17 protein-coding genes are annotated in these 19114 nt (G+C 74.0%); 4 read left to right on the forward strand and 13 right to left on the reverse strand.

Annotated features, from left to right (window positions below; translation table 11 throughout):
• Positions 1-35: 35 nt before the first annotated feature.
• The 12 genes from ACYP53_RS10765 to ACYP53_RS10820 all read right to left on the reverse strand — a co-directional run bounded on the left by ACYP53_RS10765 (position 36) and on the right by ACYP53_RS10820 (position 11819).
• Complete coding sequence (locus ACYP53_RS10765; RefSeq protein ID WP_189915923.1) at positions 36-572, reverse strand: amino-acid N-acetyltransferase; 537 nt, start codon at positions 570-572, stop codon at positions 36-38.
• 9 nt (positions 573-581) lie between these two features.
• On the reverse strand, positions 582-1034 hold the full coding sequence (locus tag ACYP53_RS10770; RefSeq protein ID WP_189915924.1) for a BlaI/MecI/CopY family transcriptional regulator: 453 nt from the start codon (positions 1032-1034) through the stop codon (positions 582-584).
• A 298-nt stretch (positions 1035-1332) separates the two neighbouring features.
• Positions 1333-2889, reverse strand: a complete 1557-nt coding sequence (gene lysX, locus ACYP53_RS10775; RefSeq protein WP_189915925.1) for a bifunctional lysylphosphatidylglycerol synthetase/lysine--tRNA ligase LysX — start codon at positions 2887-2889, stop codon at positions 1333-1335.
• A gap of 137 nt (positions 2890-3026) precedes the next feature.
• Entirely contained in the window at positions 3027-3785 is a 759-nt protein-coding gene (locus tag ACYP53_RS10780) for a hypothetical protein (RefSeq protein WP_459647271.1), read from the reverse strand.
• An 82-nt stretch (positions 3786-3867) separates the two neighbouring features.
• Positions 3868-4653, reverse strand: a complete 786-nt coding sequence (locus tag ACYP53_RS10785; protein WP_189915927.1) for a type III pantothenate kinase — start codon at positions 4651-4653, stop codon at positions 3868-3870.
• Positions 4654-4699: 46 nt separating this feature from the next.
• A complete protein-coding gene (gene nadC, locus ACYP53_RS10790; protein ID WP_189915928.1) occupies positions 4700-5668 on the reverse strand; it encodes a carboxylating nicotinate-nucleotide diphosphorylase in 969 nt (322 codons plus the stop codon).
• 4 nt (positions 5669-5672) lie between these two features.
• Positions 5673-7346 (reverse strand): L-aspartate oxidase, encoded by a 1674-nt coding sequence (locus ACYP53_RS10795; protein WP_189915929.1) that lies wholly within the window; start codon positions 7344-7346, stop codon positions 5673-5675.
• A gap of 15 nt (positions 7347-7361) precedes the next feature.
• On the reverse strand, positions 7362-7811 hold the full coding sequence (panD, locus tag ACYP53_RS10800; protein ID WP_189915930.1) for an aspartate 1-decarboxylase: 450 nt from the start codon (positions 7809-7811) through the stop codon (positions 7362-7364).
• Between the two features lie 119 nt (positions 7812-7930).
• Positions 7931-8836: a pantoate--beta-alanine ligase gene (panC, locus tag ACYP53_RS10805; RefSeq protein ID WP_189915931.1), complete on the reverse strand. Its 906-nt coding sequence runs from the start codon at positions 8834-8836 to the stop codon at positions 7931-7933.
• Positions 8836-9693, reverse strand: a complete 858-nt coding sequence (locus ACYP53_RS10810) for a Rossmann-like and DUF2520 domain-containing protein (RefSeq protein ID WP_229928588.1) — start codon at positions 9691-9693, stop codon at positions 8836-8838. The genes panC and ACYP53_RS10810 overlap by 1 nt, the downstream gene beginning before the upstream one ends.
• Before the next feature lie 169 nt (positions 9694-9862).
• Entirely contained in the window at positions 9863-10552 is a 690-nt protein-coding gene (locus ACYP53_RS10815; protein WP_189915933.1) for a response regulator, read from the reverse strand.
• Between the two features lie 34 nt (positions 10553-10586).
• The gene (locus ACYP53_RS10820) at positions 10587-11819 is read right to left on the reverse strand and encodes a sensor histidine kinase (protein WP_459647272.1); all 1233 of its coding nucleotides are present in this window, start codon (positions 11817-11819) and stop codon (positions 10587-10589) included.
• Between the two features lie 162 nt (positions 11820-11981).
• Here ACYP53_RS10820 and ACYP53_RS10825 point away from each other — a divergent pair, with 162 nt between their 5' ends.
• Positions 11982-13004 carry an SAM-dependent methyltransferase gene (locus tag ACYP53_RS10825; protein ID WP_459647273.1) on the forward strand — a complete coding sequence of 341 codons (1023 nt, stop codon included), beginning with the start codon at positions 11982-11984 and terminating at the stop codon, positions 13002-13004.
• Positions 13001-14170: an NADH-quinone oxidoreductase subunit D gene (locus tag ACYP53_RS10830; RefSeq protein ID WP_459647274.1), complete on the forward strand. Its 1170-nt coding sequence runs from the start codon at positions 13001-13003 to the stop codon at positions 14168-14170. Before ACYP53_RS10825 ends, ACYP53_RS10830 begins: the two co-directional genes overlap by 4 nt.
• A gap of 108 nt (positions 14171-14278) precedes the next feature.
• Here ACYP53_RS10830 and ACYP53_RS10835 read toward each other — a convergent pair whose 3' ends face one another.
• A complete protein-coding gene (locus ACYP53_RS10835; protein WP_189916219.1) occupies positions 14279-15136 on the reverse strand; it encodes a hypothetical protein in 858 nt (285 codons plus the stop codon).
• A gap of 329 nt (positions 15137-15465) precedes the next feature.
• Between ACYP53_RS10835 and ACYP53_RS10840 the strand changes: the two genes are divergently transcribed.
• Positions 15466-15924, forward strand: a complete 459-nt coding sequence (locus ACYP53_RS10840; protein WP_189915937.1) for a hypothetical protein — start codon at positions 15466-15468, stop codon at positions 15922-15924.
• Positions 15925-15949: 25 nt separating this feature from the next.
• Positions 15950-18766 carry a toxin glutamine deamidase domain-containing protein gene (locus ACYP53_RS10845; RefSeq protein ID WP_459647275.1) on the forward strand — a complete coding sequence of 939 codons (2817 nt, stop codon included), beginning with the start codon at positions 15950-15952 and terminating at the stop codon, positions 18764-18766.
• The last annotated feature ends 348 nt before the right edge of the window (positions 18767-19114 follow it).

Raw genomic sequence — 19114 nt, forward strand, 5'->3', positions numbered from 1 at the left:
GGAAAACACAAACCCTTGACCCCGGCGGGCGCCGCTCAGAGGTGCAGCAGCATGCGCGAGTTGCCCAGTGTGTTGGGCTTCACCCGCTCCAGGTCAAGGAACTCGGCGACGCCTTCGTCGTACGAGCGGAGGAGTTCTTCATAGACATCCGTAGCGATCGCCGCCGGGTCTGTCGTACCATCATCGGTTTCCTGGAGCTCGCCGATCTCGACGAAACCGTGTTTCGCGAAGAACGGGACCTCGAACGTCAAGCAGAAAATCCGACGGACGCCGAGCCAGCGCGCGGTCTGCACCAGCTTCTCCAGCAGCAGGTGTCCGATCCCGAAGCCCCGGCAGACCGGATCCACCGCGAGGGTCCGGACCTCGGCCAGGTCCTCCCACATGACGTGCAGTGCGCCACAGGCCACCACCGCGCCGTTGTCGTCGCGTTCCGCGACCCAGAACTCCTGGACGGATTCGAACAGTGTGACAGTGGGCTTGTCCAGCAGAATGCCGTCGCGCGAGTAGGCGTCGATGAGCCTGCGTACTGCCCGCACGTCCGTGGTCCGTGCGCGGCGGATGGTGACCTCCATGGCGGGACGTTATCGCGTCGTCCCCGGCGGGGTCTCCCCGGTATCGGGTGCCCCGGTATCCGGTCCCTCCGCGGCGGAATCCGGGCCGGCCGGATCGGGCGGGAACAGAGCCGCCACCCGCAACGCGTCCCGGAGCGCCTCGCGTTGCTCGGGCGACATCAGGCCGAAGAAGTGCACCAGGGCCGCCGCCGGATTGTCACTGGTGGCCCACGCGTCGTTCATCAGAGCCGCCGTGTACGCCTCACGCGAGGAGACCGGTTCATATCGATAGGCCCGGCCGGCCCGCTCGCGGCGCAGCCAGCCCTTTCTGTGGAGCTTGTCCAGGACGGTCATCACCGTGGTGTACGCGATTTCGCGTTCCGACCGCAGATCGAGGAGAACCTCGCGAACCGTCACCGGTCGGTTCCACTGCCACACCCGGGTCATGATGGCGTTCTCAAGTTCGCCGAGTTGCCGGACCATAGTGCGGCCAGGATAGGGAGTGAATGGGGCAAATCTTGTGAAGTGCGCCAAACCGGCGCGCCGCCACCCCCGGGAATCGGGAATGGCGGCGCTCCGGTCGTTCGGGGCGGCTGACGGCGTCAGTCGCGGGTCCGCTCGCGGGTCGTCCGGGCCGGGGCGTCCGGCCCCGGCGGATCAGTCGAAGTCTTCCTTCGCCTTCCGGCTCCCGCCCTGGCTGCGGACGATGGCCCGCACCAGGAACCCGAAGCCGATCGCCATGACCAGCGGCGGCACGATCGCGCTGACGTAGTCCATCAGGTCACTCCTCCTCGGTCTTCTCCGCCGTCGCGGCGGCAGCCTTCGGCTCCGGCTTCACCAGCGGGAAGAGCACCGTCTCCCGGATGTTCTTGCCGGTCAGCAGCATGATCAGGCGGTCCACGCCGAGGCCGAGGCCACCGGTCGGGGGCATCGCGTACTCCAGGGCGCGCAGGAAGTCCTCGTCCACCTGCATCGCCTCGACGTCGCCGCCGGCCGCCAGCAGCGACTGGGCGGTGAGGCGGGCGCGCTGCTCGACCGGGTCGACCAGCTCGGAGTAGGCGGTGCCGATCTCCGTGCCGAAGATCACCAGGTCCCACTTCTCGGCCACGCCCGGCACCGAGCGGTGCTGGCGGGTCAGCGGGGAGACCTCGGTCGGGTAGTCCTTGATGAAGGTCGGCCGGACGGCGTTCTCCTCCAGCAGGCGCTCGACCATCTCCAGCACGATCTGACCGTGGCCCCAGTCCTTCTCGAACGGGATGCCGTGCTCGGCGGCCAGCTTGCGCAGCTCCTCGACGGTGGTCTCCGGGGTGACCTCGACGCCCAGGTGCGCGGAGATGCCCGGGTAGACGCTGACCTCCGCCCACGGCTCGGCCAGGTCGATCTCGTGCTCGACGCCGTGCGCGTCGACGCCCTTGATCACCGTGGTGCCCAGCGCGTCCCGGGCCGCGTTGACGATCGTCTCGCGGATCAGCTCGGCCTGGGTGTCGTAGTCGCCGTAGGCCTCGTACGACTCCAGCGAGGTGAACTCCGGGTTGTGGGTGGAGTCCGCGCCCTCGTTGCGGAAGTTGCGGTTGATCTCGAAGACCTTCTCGGCGCCGCCGACCACCAGCCGCTTGAGGTACAGCTCGGGGGCGATGCGCATGTAGAGGTCGATGTCGTACGCGTTGATGTGCGTCTTGAACGGACGGGCGTTGGCGCCGCCGTGCACCGGCTGCAGCATCGGGGTCTCGACCTCGATGTAGCCGCGGTCCTCGTAGGTACGGCGGATCGAGCGGACGACCTTGCTGCGCAGGTGCAGGATCTCGCGGGCCTCGGGGTTGACGATCAGGTCCACGTAGCGCTGGCGGACCCGGGCCTCCGGGTCGGTCAGGCCCTTGTGCTTGTCCGGCAGCGGACGCAGGCACTTGGCGGTGAGCTCCCAGCGGTCCACCATGACCGACAGTTCGCCGCGCTTGGAGGTGATCACCTCGCCCTCGACGCCGACCTGGTCGCCGAGGTCGATGTCGGACTTCCAGGCCGCCAGGCGCTCGGGGCCCAGCTTGTCCAGGGAGAACATGACCTGCAGGTCGCCGGTGCCGTCGCGCAGGGTGGCGAAGCAGAGCTTGCCGCCGGTGCGGGAGAGGATCACGCGGCCGGTGATGCCGGCCCGCTCTCCGGTCGCGGTGTCCGGCTCCAGGTCCGGGTGCTTGGCACGCAGGTCCGCGATGGTGCTGGTGCGGGGGAATCCGACCGGGTACGGGTCGACGCCGGCCGCCCGGAGCCGGTCCAGCTTCTCGCGCCGGACGCGCATCTGCTCGGGAAGGTCGTCGGTCGCGGGAACAAGGCTCTGATCGCTCACCCCACAAGGGTAGCCAGCCACACACCGTGCTCCGTGACCGGATTGCGTGCGAGGGCACCGGAACGCGCCCGAGGCGGCCGGAACGCGCCGGAGGGGAGACCGCGGCGGCGGTCTCCCCTCCGGCGGGCCCGGGTCGCTCAGCCGGTCCCGGTGGCGAGCTCGATCTCCTCGGGGGCCTCCGCGGCCGACGGGGCGGGCCGGGCCGGGGGCTTGGGACGGCGGCCGAAGAGCTCCGCGGGGGTGGGCATCCGGTGCGGGCGGGGCGGGGCCCCCGCGGCGGCGGGCTCGGCGGACTGCTCGGGGCGGGACTCCGGGCGGGACTCGGTGCTGCTCATGGTCCGTCCTCCTACAGGGGTGGGGTGACAGCTCGGGGGTGCGGCGGGGCTCGGCACGGCCACCAGGTGGCGCGGCTGGCCGGTGGTGAGGGCGAGGCGTTCGCGGACGGCCGCCTCGGCCAGCGCGTGGCAGCGCCCGGCCAGCCGCGAGCGGCGCGACCGTTCGCCCTGTCCGCAGGGCTGGCGGGTCAGGCCGCGCAGCGCGGTGAGGTCCTCGGGCCCGGGCAGGTACCCGTCGGACACGGCCTCCTCCAGCCGCTGCAGGTAGCCGGGCGCGCTGCCAGGCAGGGCGGAGCGGTAGCGGCCGAGGTCGGCGAGCAGGAAGGCGCGCAACCGGCCGCCTTCCTGGACGGCCTCGTCGATCGCCTCGGTCAGGTACAGCGCGTCCTGGACGTCCTCCGCCCAGAGTTCGGCGCCCGGCCCGGCGAAGGCCGTCCGGTCGGGCCCCTGGAGGTGGACGGGGACGGCGGGGTGCAGGGCTTGGGCGAGGGCTCGGCGCAGCACGCGGACTTCGTCGGCGCTGAAGGCCATGCCGCCGCGCGATCCGTGTGGCGTAGGCATGGGCTGACACTACGTGAGGAATATCCGATTTGTCGGTAACGTCGCGCCGAACCACCCACGTTCGGCCCGACGGGGGAGCCGGTCAGCTCGGGCGGTTGCGTTCGTAGACCAGCCGCAGGCCGATGAGGGTGAGCCAGGGCTCGTGGACGTCGATGGTGCTGGCCTCGCCGAGGACGAGGGTGGCGAGGCCGCCGGTGGCGATCACCTGGACGTCGTCCGGGTCCTTGGCGAGCTCGCGGGCCATCCGCTCGACCAGACCGTCGACCTGGCCCGCGAAGCCGTACAGGATGCCGGACTGCATGCCCTCGACGGTGTTCTTGCCGATCACGTTGCGCGGGCGGGCCAGCTCGATCTTGCGCAGCTGGGCGCCGCGGACGCCGAGGGCCTCGACGGAGATCTCGATGCCGGGGGCGATCGCGCCGCCGACGTAGTCGCCGCGGGCGTTGACCGCGTCGAAGGTGGTCGCGGTGCCGAAGTCGACCACGATGCACGGGCCGCCGTACAGGTGGTTGGCGGCCAGCGCGTTGACGATCCGGTCGGCGCCGACCTCCTTGGGGTTGTCCATCAGGACGTGCACCCCGGTCTTCACGCCGGGCTCCACGATCACCGCGGGGACGTCGCCGTAGTAGCGGCGGGTCACCTCGCGGAGCTCGTGGAGCACGGCGGGAACGGACGAGCAGATCGCCAGGCCCTCCACCGCGGCCTCCTTGGCCGCGGTGTGGTTGCCCATCAACCCCTGGAGCAGCACCGCCAGTTCATCGGCCGTGCGGCGCGGATCGGTGGAGATCCGCCAGTGTTCCACCACTTCCTCGCCGTCGAACAGGCCGAGCGTGGTCTGGGTGTTGCCGACGTCGATGGTGAGGAGCATGGGCCGCTTTCTGCGAGTCGGGACGGGGCTGCGCGGGTCCGGACGGTCAGGCGCGCAGGTCCAGGCCGATGTCCAGGATCGGCGAGGAGTGCGTGAGCGCGCCCACGGCCAGGTAGTCCACCCCAGTCTGGGCGACCTCGCGCGCGGTGGCCAGGGTCAGTCCGCCGGAGGCCTCCAGCTTCGCCCGGCCGGCCACCAGCGCGACGGCCTCCTTCAGCTGCCCGACGGTGAAGTTGTCCAGCAGGATCAGGTCGGCCCCGGCCTCCAGCACCGGCGCGATCTGCTCCACGGTGTCGACCTCGACCTCGACCGGGAGCTCCGGGTACGCGGCCCGGACGGCCCGGAAGGCCTCCGCCACGCCGCCGGCCGCGACCACGTGGTTGTCCTTCACCAGGGCGGCGTCGGACAGCGCCATCCGGTGGTTGGCGCCGCCGCCGCAGCGCACCGCGAACTTCTCCAGCGCGCGCAGGCCCGGGGTGGTCTTGCGGGTGTCCCGGACCACCGCGCCGGTGCCCTCCAGGGCGTCCGTCCAGGCGCTGGTCGCGGTGGCGATGCCGGACAGGTGGCAGAGCAGGTTGAGCGCGCTGCGCTCGGCCGTCAGCAGGTCGCGGGTGCGGGAGCGGACCGAGAGCAGCACCTGGCCGGCCTCGACCCTGTCGCCGTCCTCGACGTGCCGCTCGACCTCGAACTCCTCCTCGCAGACCAGCGAGACGACCGCCTCGGCGACCCGCAGGCCGGCCACCACGCCGGCCTGACGGGCGGTGAAGTCGGCGGTGGCGACGGCGTCGGCGGGCACGGTCGCCACCGAGGTGACGTCCTCGCCGCCGGCCAGGTCCTCGGCCAGCGCCAGGGTGGCGATGTCCTCGACCTCGACCGGGTCCAGCCCGGCCTGCTCCAGGAGCTCGGCCAGCTGCGGGTCCAGACCGGTCTCGTAGCCCTCGCCGTCGCCACAGGCGCAGCCGTCGCCGCAGCCGCCCTGGTCGGCCAGGGGGAGTTCCTCGTGGGAGTGGGTCATCGTTCTACTGCTCCTCAGGGGTGCTGACGGGACCGCCGGTGGCGGCGAGGGTGGTGATCAGGTGGCGCCGCCAGTGGGCGTCGTCGCGCTCGGGGAAGTCCTCGCGCCAGTGGCAGCCGCGGGTCTCCTCGCGCTGCTGGGCGGCCGCGACCAGGGCGGTGGCGACCAGCAGCAGGTTGGCGGCCTCCCAGGTCTCCACCCGGGGGTCGGCCGGCTTCTCCTCGGCCACGTGGAAGCGGGCCTGCTCGGCGATCAGGGCCAGTCCGGCCGCCGCGTCGGCCATCGAGGCGGCCGAGCGCAGCACGCCCGCGCCGCGCGACATCAGCCGCTGGATCTCGGCCCGGGCCTCTGAGGCGGGCAGCGGCACCGGGTGCGCGGCCCGCGCGGCGGCGACGTCCACCGTGCGCTCGGGCAGCTCGCCGGCCGCGTGCAGGCCGGCCAGGTCGGCGGCGATCCGCTCGGCGAAGACCAGGCCCTCCAGCAGCGAGTTGGAGGCGAGCCGGTTGGCGCCGTGCACCCCGGTGCAGGCGACCTCGCCGCAGGCGTACAGGCCCGGGACGCTGGTGCGGCCCGACCGGTCGGTGCGCACGCCGCCGGAGGCGTGGTGCGCGGCCGGGGCGATCGGGATCGGCTCGGTGACCGGGTCGATCCCGTGCGCGCGGCAGGAGGCGAGGATGGTCGGGAAGCGGTGCTCCCACATCTCGGCGCCGAAGTGCCGCCCGTCCAGGAACATGTGCTGGGCGCCCTGCTCCTGCATGCGCCGGGTGATCGCCTTGGCGACGATGTCGCGCGGGGCCAGCTCGGCCAGTTCGTGCTGCCCGACCATGAAGCGGACGCCGTCCGCGTCCACCAGGTGGGCGCCCTCGCCGCGGACCGCCTCGGAGACCAGCGGCTGCTGGCCCTCGGCCTCCGGGCCGAGCCAGAGCACGGTGGGGTGGAACTGGACGAACTCCAGGTCGGTGGCGGCGGCGCCGGCCCGCAGGGCCAGTGCCACGCCGTCGCCGGTGGAGACCGCCGGGTTGGTGGTGGCGGAGAAGACCTGGCCCATGCCGCCGGTGGCGAGCACCACCGCGCGGGCCCGGACGGCGCCGACGCCGTCGCGCTGGCCCTCGCCCATCACGTGCAGGGTCAGTCCGGCGGTGTGGCCGTCGGCGTCGGTGAGCAGGTCGAGTACGAGCGCGTGCTCGATCAGCTCGATGTCCGGGTCGGTGCGGACGGCGGCGACCAGGGCGCGCGATATCTCGGCCCCGGTGGCGTCGCCGCCCGCGTGGACGATCCGGCGGCGGTGGTGGCCGCCCTCGCGGGTCAGCAGGATCTCGCCGTCCTCGCCCCGGTCGAACAGGGCGCCGGTGGCGATCAGCCGGCGGACGGCGTCCGGGCCCTCGGTGACCAGGGTGCGGACGGCCTCCTCGTCACAGACGCCGGCGCCGGCCACCAGGGTGTCGGCCAGGTGCTGTTCGGGGGTGTCCCCCTCGCCCAGTGCGGCCGCGACGCCGCCCTGGGCCCAGCGGGTCGAGCCCTCGTCCAGCATGGCCTTGGTGACCACGAGGACCCGCAGGCCGGCCTTGCGGACGTTGAGGGCGACGGTGAGGCCGGCCACCCCGGAGCCGACCACGACCACGTCGGTGGTGGTGGTCCACCCGGGGTTCGGGGCGGTCAGGCGGTGCGTAACGGACATGGCTCTGTGGCTCCTTCAGCGCGAGGCGGCGACGGCCGCGCCGTTGCCGCCACGGTACGCCGCGTCGCCGCGGAGCAGTCCGGTGCCCTCCTGGGCTTCGGCCGGGTCCCCGCCCATGCCGGTGATCCGGTTGTGCTCGTCCACGAAGACGACCTTCGGCTCGTAGCCCTTGGCCTCGGCCGTGTCCATCTGCCCGTAGGCGATGAGTATGACCAGGTCGCCCGGGTGGACCAGGCGGGCGGCGGCGCCGTTGATGCCGATCACGCCGGAGCCGCGCGGGCCGGCGATGGTGTACGTCTCCAGCCGGGCGCCGTTGTTGATGTCGACGATGTGGACCAGCTCGCCGGGGAGCAGGTCGGCGGCGTCGAGCAGGTCCTCGTCCACCGTGACCGAGCCGACGTAGTGCAGGTCGGCCTGGGTCACGGTGGCCCGGTGGATCTTGGACTTGAGCATGGTGCGGAGCATTGCGGGTCACGCCTCCTGTGAGTGCATGCCTGAGGGGGTTGCTTGCCGAGCGGTGGTGCCGGTGGTGCCGGTGGAGCGGTGGTGCCCGCCGAACGGTGGTGCCGGTCGGGCGGCGGTGCCTAGCGGACGATGACGCGGACGTTGTCGATCAGGCGGGTCGAGCCCACCTGCGCGGCGACGGCCAGCACCGCCTCGCCCTGGAAGTCGTCCGCCGCCTCGGAGAAGTCGTGCGGGTCGATCAGGGCGAGGTAGTCGAGGGTGACGCCCTCGGCGGCGTCCAGGACGGCCGAGGCGGCCTCGCGGACGGCCTTCGGGCCCTGCGCGGCGACGTCCCGGCCGGCGAACAGGGCGCCGGACAGGGCCAGGGCGCGGGTGCGCTCCTCCGCCGAGAGGTAGCGGTTGCGCGAGGACAGCGCCAGGCCGTCCTCCTCGCGGGCGGTCGGCACGCCGACGATCTCGACGTCGAAGTCCAGGTCGGCGACCATCCGCTGGACGAGCGCCAGCTGCTGGGCGTCCTTCTCGCCGAAGAAGGCGAAGTCCGGGTCGGTGATGTGCAGCAGCTTGGCGACCACGGTCAGCACGCCGTCGAAGTGGCCGGGCCGGGTGGCGCCCTCGAAGCGCTCGCCCATCGGGCCGGCCACCAGGCGCACCTGCGGCTCGCCGTTCGGGTAGACCTCCTCGACGGACGGCGCGAAGACCACGTCGGCGCCGTTCTCCTCGGCCAGCTTCACGTCCTCGTCGAGGGTGCGCGGGTAGCGCTCCAGGTCCTCGCCCGCGCCGAACTGCAGCGGGTTGACGAAGACCGTCACCGCGACCCGGCCGTCCCGGCCGACCTGCTTGCGGGCGGCCCGGACCAGGGCGGCGTGCCCCTCGTGCAGCGCGCCCATCGTCATCACGACGGCGTTGTCCACGGGCTGCTCGTCCGGCCAGAACGCGGCCTCGAAGTCGTCCACGGTGCGGGTGACCACGGCCCGGTGGACCTTCGGCGTCCGCTGGGGCTTGTTCGGCTGCTTGCCGCGTGCCATTAGCGCTTCTCCTCGTTCAGTACGTCCAGCAGCGCCGCCGCCGCCGTGTCGTCGATCGTGCCGTTGGCGAGCGCCCGCTGCGCGGTGGCGCGGGCCATCGCCCGGTAGGCCGCCGGGATGTCGGGGGACACCGTACTGAGCTGCGCCAGGTGGCGCCGTACGGTGCCCGCGTCGCCCCGGGCGACCGGGCCGGTGAGGGCCGCGTCGCCGGAGCGCAGGCTGTTGTCCAGCGCGGCGCCCAGCAGCGGGCCGAGCATCCGGCCGGGCTCGGCCACCCCGGCCGCGCGCAGCAGCTCCATGGCCTGCGCGACCAGGGTGACCAGGTGGTTCGCGCCGTGCGCGAGGGCCGTGTGGTAGAGCGGGCGGACCTCCTCGGGCACCCACTCGGGCTCGCCGCCCATCTCCACCACCAGCGCCTCGGCGACCGGCCGCAGCTCCTCGGGGGCGGTCACGCCGAACGGGCAGCCGGCCAGCCGGTCCAGGTCGACGGAGGTGCCGGCGAAGGTCATCGCCGGGTGCAGGGCCAGCGGCAGCGCCCCGGCCCGGGTGGCGGGCTCCAGGACGGCGACGCCGTGCGCGCCGGAGGTGTGCACCACGAGCTGCCCGGGGCGGACGGCGCCGGTGGCGGCCAGCCCGGCCACCAGGTCGGCCAGCGCGTCGTCCGGGACGGTCAGCAGGACCAGGTCGGCGGCGGCGAGCACCTGCGGCGGGGTGACGATCCGCACCCCCGGCAGCAGCGCCTCGGCGCGGCGGCGGGAGGTGGCGGACACCCCGGAGGCGGCGACCACGGTGTGCCCGGCGAGCTGCAGCGCGGCGCCCAGCGCGGGACCGACCCGGCCGGTGCCGACCACGCCCACGGCGAGCCGGGCCGGGCGGTTGCCGGGATCGCCCGGGGCGCCGAGGCCGTCGGCGAGCGGGGCGAGGTCGCCGAAGTCCGCGAAATCGGAAGGACTCAACCTTTGTCCCTGATCATCCGTTCCAGTCCACCTGCGGGTACCGGACGTACCGCCCCAGTGTACGGGCGCGTCAGTCGGTGGCACCGGCCCGGATCAGCCCGGCCTCGTACGCCAGCACCACGGCCTGGACCCGGTCGCGCAGGCCCAGCTTGGCCAGGATCCGGCCGACATGGGTCTTCACGGTGGCCTCGGAGAGCACCAGCCGGGCCGCGATCTCACCGTTCGACAGGCCCTGGGCGACCAGCAGGAACACCTCCCGCTCGCGCTCGGTCAGCGGGCCGAGGACGTCCGAGCCGGGCGCGCTCTGCGGGGTCGGCAGCACCTCGGCGAAGCGGTCGATCATCCGGCGGGTGGTGGTCGGGGCGACCACCGCGTCCCCGCCGTGCACCGCGCGGATCGCGGCCACCAGCTCGGTCGGCGGGACGTCCTTGAGCAGGAAGCCGCTGGCGCCGGCCTTGAGCGCGGCGAAGGCGTACTCGTCCAGGTCGAAGGTGGTGAGGATCAGCACGTGCGGGGCGTCCGGCAGCGGGCTGCCGTCCTCGGCCAGGCAGATCCGGCGGGTCGCCTGCACCCCGTCCAGGCGGGGCATCCGGACGTCCATCAGGATCACGTCCACCTCGGTGTGCCGCAGCCGCTCCAGCGCCTGCGCGCCGTCGCCCGCCTCGGCGGCGATCTCGATGTCGCCCTGCGACTGCAGGATCATCCGGAAACCCGTGCGCAGCAGTTCCTGGTCGTCGACGAGCATCACGCGGATGGTCAAGGTGGCTCCTAAGGGGGCGGAGGTGCGCGGAGGGTCAGTGTGCGGCCTTGAGCGGGAGGACGGCACGGATCCGGAAGCCGCCGCCGGGGCGGGGGCCCACGTCGAGGCGGCCGCTGACCATGCCGACCCGCTCGCGCATGCCGATCAGGCCGTGCCCGAGACCGTCCGTGCCGCCGGAGGCCAGCTGTTCGTCGGTGCTGCCCCGGCCGTCGTCCTCCACCAGGACGGCCAGCTCGCGCTCGCCGAAGTCGACCGCGACCCGGGCGTGCACGTCGGGGCCGCCGTGCTTGCGGACGTTGGTCAGCGCCTCCTGGACGATCCGGTAGACGGTCAGCTCGACGCCGCGCGGCAGCTCCCGCGGATGCCCGGACGTCGCGTAGTCCACCTGCAGCCCGGCCGTGCGGACCTGCTCCAGCAGCTCCGGCAGCTCCTCCACGCCCGGCTGCGGCACGTACTCCTCGGCGGTGGTGTCGGAGGTGCGCAGCACGCCCAGCAGCCGGCGCATCTCGACCAGCGCCTGACGGCCGGTGGAGGCGATCGTGCCGAGCGCCTCCTTCGCCTGCTGCGGGGAGTTGTCGAGGACGTACGCGGCGCCGTCCGCCTGGACGATCATCACCGAGACGTTGTGCGCGACCACGTCGTGCAGCTCACGGGCGATCCGGGCCCGCTCGGCGGCGACCGCCACCTTGGCCTGGGCGTCCCGCTCGCGCTCCAGCCGGGCGGCGCGGTCCTCCAGCTCCGTCAGGTAGGCGCGGCGCACCCGGGTCAGCCGCCCCCAGGCCCAGCACAGGATGAACGGCGTGCTCATCAGCAGCATGATCAGCGCTGCTTCGCCGATGTTGTACGAGCGGGACACGTAGTGGCCGGCGCTCTCGCGGACCGTCTTCATCGGGTGCATCTGCCAGAACACCAGCGGCCCGGCGGACAGGCCGGCCACCAGCGCCAGCCGGGACGTCCACTTCTGCCCGAAGGCGGCACCGGTGTACGCGAAGACCAGGTAGGCGATCGAGGAACCGGCCGGCTCGACGTCCGCCAGCACCTGGCTGACCCCGAGGCCGGTGGCGGCGGCCACCGTGACGTCCGGGTAGCGCCGGCGGACGACCATCAGCGCGGGCAGCACCAGCGCGACCAGGATGTCCGCGTCGAAGCGCCAGCCGTCGTCGGGGAAGTTGTCGTTCGGCAGCAGGCCGAGGAAGAGCACGATCGCCGCCCAGGCGGAGTCGACCACCATGGGGTGACGGCGGAGCCAGGCGTTGAGTCGATGCACGTGTCCAGCGTAGGCAGTCGCTCCACGTGTCCAGGTCCGCCGGTAGGGCGATCCGTCCTACTCCGTAGGTCGGAGACGCGCCGGCACCGATCGGGAGGGGGCACCGGGGCGCACCGGCGCCGATTGGGAGGGGCCGGCGACCGGCGGGTAGCGTCCGGCCCCATGACTTGGATGCGGTGGGCGCCCGCCATGGAACAGGCCCTGTACGACCCCGACCGGGGCTTCTACCGCAGACCGGAAGGCCCCGCAGGCCACTTCCGCACCTCCGTGCACGCCTCGCCCAGGTTCGCCCGTGCGGTGGCCCGGCTGCTCCTCGAGGTTGACGCGGCCCTCGGCCGTCCGGAGGAGCTGGCCCTCGTCGACGTCGGGGCCGGGCGCGGCGAACTGCTCACCGGCGTCCTGGCCGCGCTGCCCGGGGACGTGCTCGCCCGGCTGCGCCCGTACGGCGTGGAGATCGCCGGGCGCCCGGCCGGACTCCCGTCCACGGTCCTGTGGACGGACGAGCCGCCGCGCGGCGTGACCGGGCTGCTCTTCGCCAACGAGTGGCTGGACAACGTGCCGCTGGACGCCGGGGAGGTGGACGGCGACGGGGTGCTGCGCTACGTCGAGGTGGACACCGCGACCGGCGCGGTGCGCCCCGGGGCGGAGGTGCCGGCCGCCTCGGCCGACGCGGCCTGGGCCGAGCGGTGGTGGCCGGTCGCCGAGCCCGGCGAGGTGGTGGAGTTCGGCGGCCCCCGGGACGCCGCCTGGGCGCGGGCCGTCGCCGGGCTGGAGCGCGGACTGGCCGTCGCCGTCGACTACGCCCACACGGCGGGGCGCCGGCCGCCCTTCGGCACCCTCAGCGGCTTCCGGGACGGCCGGGAAGTGGCACCGGTGCCGGACGGCTCCTGCGACGTCACCGCGCACGTGGCCCTGGACGCCGTCGCCGTACCCGGTCTCCACAGCCTGTGGACGACGCAGCGCGAGGCCCTGCGCGCCCTCGGCGTGAGCGGCGGACGCCCCCCGCTCGCCCTCGCCTCCACCGACCCGGCGGGCTACCTGCGGGCGCTGAGCGGGGCCGGGGAGGGCGCCGAGCTGACCGACCCGGGCGGGCTCGGCGGGTTCGGGTGGCTGCTGCAGACCGTCCGCATGCCGGTACCGGAGAGCTTGGGTGTGCTGCCGGGATGGCAGACTCTGGGGGCATGAGGGAGACCACGGTCGGCATCGGGGCGGGAGCCGAGAACTTCAGCGGCGCGGCGGGCACCACCGACATGGTGCTCAACATCGGCCCGCAGCACCCGGCCACGCACGGCGTGCTGCGACTGCGCCTGCTGCTCGACGGCGAGCGCATCGTCACCGCCGAGCCGGTGATCGGCTACATGCACCGGGGCGCGGAGAAACTGTTCGAGGCCCGGGACTACCGGCAGATCATCATGCTGGCCAACCGGCACGACTGGCTCTCCGCCTTCTCCAACGAACTCGGCGTCGTCCTCGGCGTCGAGCGGATGCTCGGCATGGAGGTCCCCGAGCGGGCGGTGTGGATCCGCACCCTGCTCGCCGAACTCAACCGGGTCCTCAACCACCTGATGTTCCTCGGCTCCTACCCGCTGGAACTCGGCGGGATCACCCCGATCTTCCACGCCTTCCACAGCCGCGAGGAACTCCAGTACGTGCTGGAGGAAGCCTCCGGCGGCCGGATGCACTACATGTTCAACCGGGTCGGCGGCCTCAAGGAGGACCTCCCGGCCGGCTGGCTCGTCCGGGTCCGCGCCGCCGTCGCCAAGGTGCGCTCCGAGACGCCCGTCTTCGAGGAACTCGTCCTCGGCAACGAGATCTTCCGCGCCCGCACCGCCGGCGTCGGCGTCCTCACCAAGGCCCAGGCCCAGGCGTACGGCGTCAGCGGCCCGATCGCCCGCGCCAGCGGCCTCGACCTCGACCTGCGCCGCGACGAGCCCTACCTCGCGTACGGCACCGAGGAACTGCGGCAGGTGCTCACCGTCGTCACCCGCGAGGAGGGCGACTGCCTGGCCCGCTTCGAATGCCTGCTGGAGCAGACCCTCAACTCGCTCGACCTTGCCGAGGCCTGCCTCGACAAGCTCGCCACCCTGCCGCCCGGCCCGGTCAACCAGCGGCTGCCCAAGGTGCTCAAGGCACCCGAGGGCAGCACCTACACGTGGACCGAGAACCCGCTCGGGATCAACGGCTACTACCTGGTCTCGCGCGGCGACAAGACGCCGTGGCGGCTCAAGCTGCGCTCGGCGTCCTTCAACAACATCCAGGCGCTCATCGAACTGCTGCCGGGGACGCTGGTCGCGGACATGGTGGCGATCCTGGGGTCGATGTTCTTCGTGGTCGGGGACATCGACAAGTGATCGGCGCGTAGGGGCGGTGCCGAACGGGGGTGCCGGGTCGGGCGGGGGTGACGAGCTGGCCGGGGAGCTGGCCGGGGATGCCGGGCCGCGCGGGGGCCCGGCACCGGCTCAGGCCTTCTTGGGCTTCTTGTCCGAGGCCGACTTCTTGTCCGGGTCCGACTTCTTGCCCGGGTCGGCCGGGTGCGGGGCGATCCTGCGGTCGCCCTTGGTGGCGATCCGCTCCTCGCACAGGCGGGCCAGCACCTCGTACCCGGCCTTGCCCATCAGCTCGGTGAGCTCCGGGCGGTAGCTGACGTACACCGGCTCCGCGCCCTGGTGGGCCGCCGGCGCACCGGTGCACCACCAGTGCAGGTCGTGCCCGCCCGGGCCCCAGCCGCGGCGGTCGTACTCGCCGATCGAGACCTGGAGGTAGCGGGAGTCGTCGGGGCGGTCGATCCAGTCGTAGGTGCGGCGGATCGGCAGCTGCCAGCAGACGTCCGGCTTGGTCTCCAGCGGCTCGCGGCCCTCCTGGAGCGCGAGCGCGTGCAGGGCGCAGCCGGCGCCGCCCGCGAAACCCGGGCTGTTCACGAAGATGCAGGCGCCGCCGACCCGGCGGGTCTGGCGGTCGCCGTCCTCGTCGAGCATGGTGATCCCGCCGTCGGAGACCAGCCGGCCCTTGGCGTCGGTGCCCTCGGCGAAGTTCTCCCACAGCTCGGGCGTCAGCCGCGCCGCGTGCCCCAGGACGCGCTTCTCGTCGTCCTCGTCCGAGTAGTGCGCGCCCAGCGTGCAGCAGCCGTCCGACTCGCCGCGGCCCTCGCGGATGCCGTGGCAGCCCTGGCCGAAGACGCAGGACCAGCGGGAGGTCAGCCAGGTGAGGTCGCAGCGGAAGACCTGCTCCTCGTCGGCGGGGTCGGCGAACTCGACCCAGGCGCGCGGGAAGTCGAGCGGGACCTCGTCGCGCGGGATCTCGCGGCGCAGGGTCGGCATCGCGAGGTCGACGGGGGCGGGGGAGGCCTTGGGCTTCGCCTTGGCCTTCTTCTTGGACGTTTCTGCTGGTGCCACCCGGCAAGGGTAGAGCTTTCGCGGGGGTGGTGACGGGCGGCGGGCTGGCGGTGCGGGGCCGGGATCGGGCTCGGGGTCGGGTTCGGGGTCGGTGCGGGCCCGGTTCGGGTTCGCGCTCGGGCTCGGTTCGGGCTCGTGCTCGGGTTCGTGCTCGGTCCGGGGTGAAGGCGGGGTGAAGAGCTCCGCCGGGCGCCGCGGGCGGGCCGGGGAAGATGCCTAGGATGGCGGCCGGTCCGCTACGGGGAGGTACGGGGATGGCAGGCGGCAGCACCGGGGCGTCCGACCGCGGCGGTGGGGAGTTCGTCCTCAAGCCGTGGGAACTGCACGGCGAGGGGCGGGAGTTCGAGAAGCTCGGGGGACAGCTGACGAAGGCCGTCGCCGCCCTCGAACGGGACCTCGCCGCGCTCGGCGCCCCCTGGGGCACGGACCTGCCGGGCAGCGGCTTCGCCGCCGTGTACGGTCCGGCGCACGGCGAACTCGTCGGCGGGCTGCGCGGACTGGCCGGACGGGTCGGGAAGGTCGGGGCCGGGCTGCACACGATGGCCGAGCGGACGGCCGACGCGGACACCTCGGCGGCGAGCGGGTTCGGCGCCGGGACCGGGGTCGAGGGCGGGGGTGGAGCGGTGGTGGTTCCCGCGGTCGCCCCGGCCCGTACGACGACGGGGGCAACCCCGGGGGCGGCACCCGCCGTCCCCAAGGACATGTCGGTCTGACGGACCCGGCCGGAGGGGGAAGCGCGTGTCCCGGAAACTGCCCGAGGAACTGGTGCCGGTACTGGCCCGGACCGGCCACCCGTGGCCGCAGGCCGACGAGGAGGGCCTGCGCAAGGCGGCCGGGGTCTGGCGGGAGTTCGGCACGGAGGCCGACCGCCTCACCCGGCGCTGCGGCGAGTCCGTCCAGCGCGTCACCGCCGACAACTCCGGCCACGCGGTCGAGGCCTTCGGCGCGTACTGGCAGGCCTTCAGCGGCGGCGGCAAGGGCCACCTGGACGACGCGCACGCCGCCGTGGGGCTCGTCGCCGGCGCCTTCGACACGGCCGCGCAGGCCGTGGACACCTGCAAGGCCGAGATCATCACGACCCTGCGGCAGCTCGCCGCCGACCTCGCGCAGGCGGAGGAGGCGGCCGCCAAGGCGAAGGCGGCGGCGGGCAGGGTCGCCGCGGCGGCCGACGGCGGGTCCGGGGCGGGTCCGGGGTCGGTGTCCGGGCCGGGGCCGGGTTCGCGGGTGGACGCGGGCGGGGTCGTCGGAGGGCTGCGGAAGGCCGTCGGCGGCCTCGCCACCGACGTGAGGAACGCCGCCACCGAACAGGTCGCGGCGGGCCTGGCGACCGTCGCGGTCGAGGCCGCCGCGCTGAAGATCGGCGGACTGCTCGCCGAACTCGGCCGCGCCATGAAGGACGGCCTCGCCACCGCCCTCAAGGAACCTGCCGCCCTCGCCCTGCTCCGGCTCGGCACCGCGCGCGGCCCGGGGATCACCGCCGCCGGGTACCGCACCGGCACCTTCGACCCGCTCACCGCCGGCCTGCCCGTCGCCGGCCTGCCCGTCGCCCTCGGCGAACCGGGTGTGCTCCGCGCGGACGGCTCCGGACTGGTCCTGCTCGCGGGCAGGGACGGAAAGCCGCTGGTCGGCGTCGACGGGCTCACCGTCAAGGTCGACGAACACGGACAGCCCGTCCTCGGCCGCGACGGGCAGCCGGTGATCCTCCGGGCGGACGGCACCCCCGTCGGCGACGCCTCCGGGCTGCTGGTCGTCCCGGGGCCGGACGGCAAGCCGGTCGTCGGGGTGGCCGACCTGGCCGTCCGGCTGGACGAACACGGGCGGGCGGTGCTCACCGACGCGCACGGCGAGGAGGTCCGCGGGCTGCCGCTCACCGGGCTGACGGACGCGCGGGACGGGGCGGCCGACGGGAAGGCGGTCGACGGGAAGGCGGCCGACGGTCCCGCCGCCGGGAGGACGGACCTGAGGCCGCCCGGCCTGCTGACCGTGGCCTCGGCCGTCGTGGCCGACCCGGTGGCGGTCGTCGGAGGGGCGGACACCGCCGTCGCCGCGAGTACGCCGGTCGGCGCGGTGGCGTCGGGTGCCTCGTACGCGACCGGGGGCGGGGGCGGGGGCGGGCAGGGACAGCACCGGGCGGTGACCGGCGGTGGCGACTGGACGCCACCGGCCCGGGACGACGGGGCCACCGGGCGGATCGTTGCCGCGCCGATCCGCCAGGGCGGCGGGACGGCGGGCGGGTCGGACGGGGACTACCCGCTCCAGGCGCCGTCGGTCCCGGCGCACGGCGGGGGCGGAGGTGGGGGCGGGCCCGTGTCCGTACGGACCGACTCGGTGAGCGCGCCCGCCGCGCCCGGTGCCGTGTCGTCCCCCGACTCCGGTACCCCCGGTTCCTCGCGTGGTCCGGGGCCGGACGCCCCACCGGCGGTCCGGCCGGTTGGTGGCGGCGGGCCGTTCGGGACGCCGGCGTACGGCGGCGGGTACCCGGTGGTCGGTGCGGTCGGCACCGTCGGGCCCGGACCGCTCGCGGGCGTCGCCGGAGGGCCCGCCGCCCAGGTGGCGGCTCCGTTCGGCAGCGGCGTCGGGGCGGGCGGCGGTGCCGGTGGTGGTGCTGCCGGTGCCGCGGGGCCGCAGCCGGTGGCCGGCGAAGCCCGGCCGGGAGCGCCGACGGCCCGTACCCCGGTCGGTGCCGCGCCACTCCCCGTCGTCGGGGCGCCGCCGGTCCACACCGCACCGCCGAGCCCGGCGGCGCCGCCCGTCGTCGGCACCACCCCGGTGCTCGGGCGGCCCGAACCCCACCAGGCGGACACCCGCCGCCGGGACACCGCCGCGACCGTCGCCGACCCCACCCTCGCCTGGGGCGCCGTCCCGGTCGCGACCGCCCACGCAATGGCCCTCCAACTCGCCCTGCGTGCACGGCGCGGCACCGGGCCCGACGACCCGGACACCCGACCGCGCAGCATCGCCGACAGCCGTCCGTACGGACCGCCGGGCGGGCTCGCCCCGGTCGACCCGGAACACCAGGCCGAACTCGAACGCCGTACACCCCGCGACGAGGACGGCCTGCCCGTCCGCCACCCCGACCCGGCCGCAGGCGGCTGGACGGAAGCCGTCAACGCCGGCGGCTACCGCCAACCGGGCCGGTCCAACAACAGCATCGAGATCGCCCTATCCGCGGTCGAGTGCTACACCGGCCGCCCCACCTGCGCCGCCCCGCGCATCCCCACCGAGGGCGACGCCGGCGAACGCGGCGGCCGCGACCGCGCCGAACGCGAACTCGGCGCCCCCTTCCGCGACCTGGGCGACGGCGGCCGGGCCTTCGACCGCCTCGCCGAGGACCTCCGCCGCGCCGGCCACGGCTCCCAGGCCGTCCTCCTCACCCTGGACGCCTTCGGCCGTCCCCACGCCTGGAACGCCGTCAACCACCGGGACGCCGTCACCTACCTCGACCACCAACTCGCCCGCCAGGGCCCCACCCCCCTCCACCCCGCCACCCACGGCCTCTGGGCCATCGCCCTCACCCCCGAAGGCCGCCCCCTCGACCTTACCCCAACCAGCTAGCCCCCGGCCAGGCCCGCTCGGGACGAATATCTAGACCGGTCTTCATATTCGACTTGCGTCGGCGCGCGGCGGATGCGCGAGAAGTCGGTGGCGCCGACTTCCCTGTGCTCGCTGTGGTTGGGCGCGGATGGGTATGTAGACCGGTCTTCATATTCGAGTGGTGTCGGCGCGGGCGGCTGCGTGAAAAGTCGGCCAGGTCGACTTTCTGTGCGCTCTTTTTGGGGAGGTCGCGGGGAGGGTTGATATGTAGACCGGGCGTCATAATTTTGGAAGTCGCTGGGGTGGCTGTGTCGGTGCGCGGGTGGATGGGCAGGGTGAATCTGTAGACCGGTCTGCATATTTTTGCCC

The sequence above is a fragment of the Kitasatospora sp. Ki12 genome, assembly GCF_054601375.1.

What these genes read in the sequence shown, in the direction of transcription:
- ACYP53_RS10780 (WP_459647271.1), bottom strand. Translation starts at nt 3,785, where the DNA reads ATGCCTACGCCACACGGATCGCGCGGCGGCATGGCCTTCAGCGCCGAC.
- ACYP53_RS10785 (WP_189915927.1), bottom strand. Translation starts at nt 4,653, where the DNA reads ATGCTCCTCACCATCGACGTCGGCAACACCCAGACCACGCTCGGCCTG.
- ACYP53_RS10830 (WP_459647274.1), top strand. Translation starts at nt 13,001, where the DNA reads ATGAGGGAGACCACGGTCGGCATCGGGGCGGGAGCCGAGAACTTCAGC.
- ACYP53_RS10795 (WP_189915929.1), bottom strand. Translation starts at nt 7,346, where the DNA reads ATGTCCGTTACGCACCGCCTGACCGCCCCGAACCCCGGGTGGACCACC.
- panD (WP_189915930.1), bottom strand. Translation starts at nt 7,811, where the DNA reads ATGCTCCGCACCATGCTCAAGTCCAAGATCCACCGGGCCACCGTGACC.
- nadC (WP_189915928.1), bottom strand. Translation starts at nt 5,668, where the DNA reads ATGACCCACTCCCACGAGGAACTCCCCCTGGCCGACCAGGGCGGCTGC.
- ACYP53_RS10825 (WP_459647273.1), top strand. Translation starts at nt 11,982, where the DNA reads ATGACTTGGATGCGGTGGGCGCCCGCCATGGAACAGGCCCTGTACGAC.
- ACYP53_RS10835 (WP_189916219.1), bottom strand. Translation starts at nt 15,136, where the DNA reads ATGCCGACCCTGCGCCGCGAGATCCCGCGCGACGAGGTCCCGCTCGAC.
- ACYP53_RS10765 (WP_189915923.1), bottom strand. Translation starts at nt 572, where the DNA reads ATGGAGGTCACCATCCGCCGCGCACGGACCACGGACGTGCGGGCAGTA.
- panC (WP_189915931.1), bottom strand. Translation starts at nt 8,836, where the DNA reads ATGGCACGCGGCAAGCAGCCGAACAAGCCCCAGCGGACGCCGAAGGTC.
- ACYP53_RS10840 (WP_189915937.1), top strand. Translation starts at nt 15,466, where the DNA reads ATGGCAGGCGGCAGCACCGGGGCGTCCGACCGCGGCGGTGGGGAGTTC.
- ACYP53_RS10770 (WP_189915924.1), bottom strand. Translation starts at nt 1,034, where the DNA reads ATGGTCCGGCAACTCGGCGAACTTGAGAACGCCATCATGACCCGGGTG.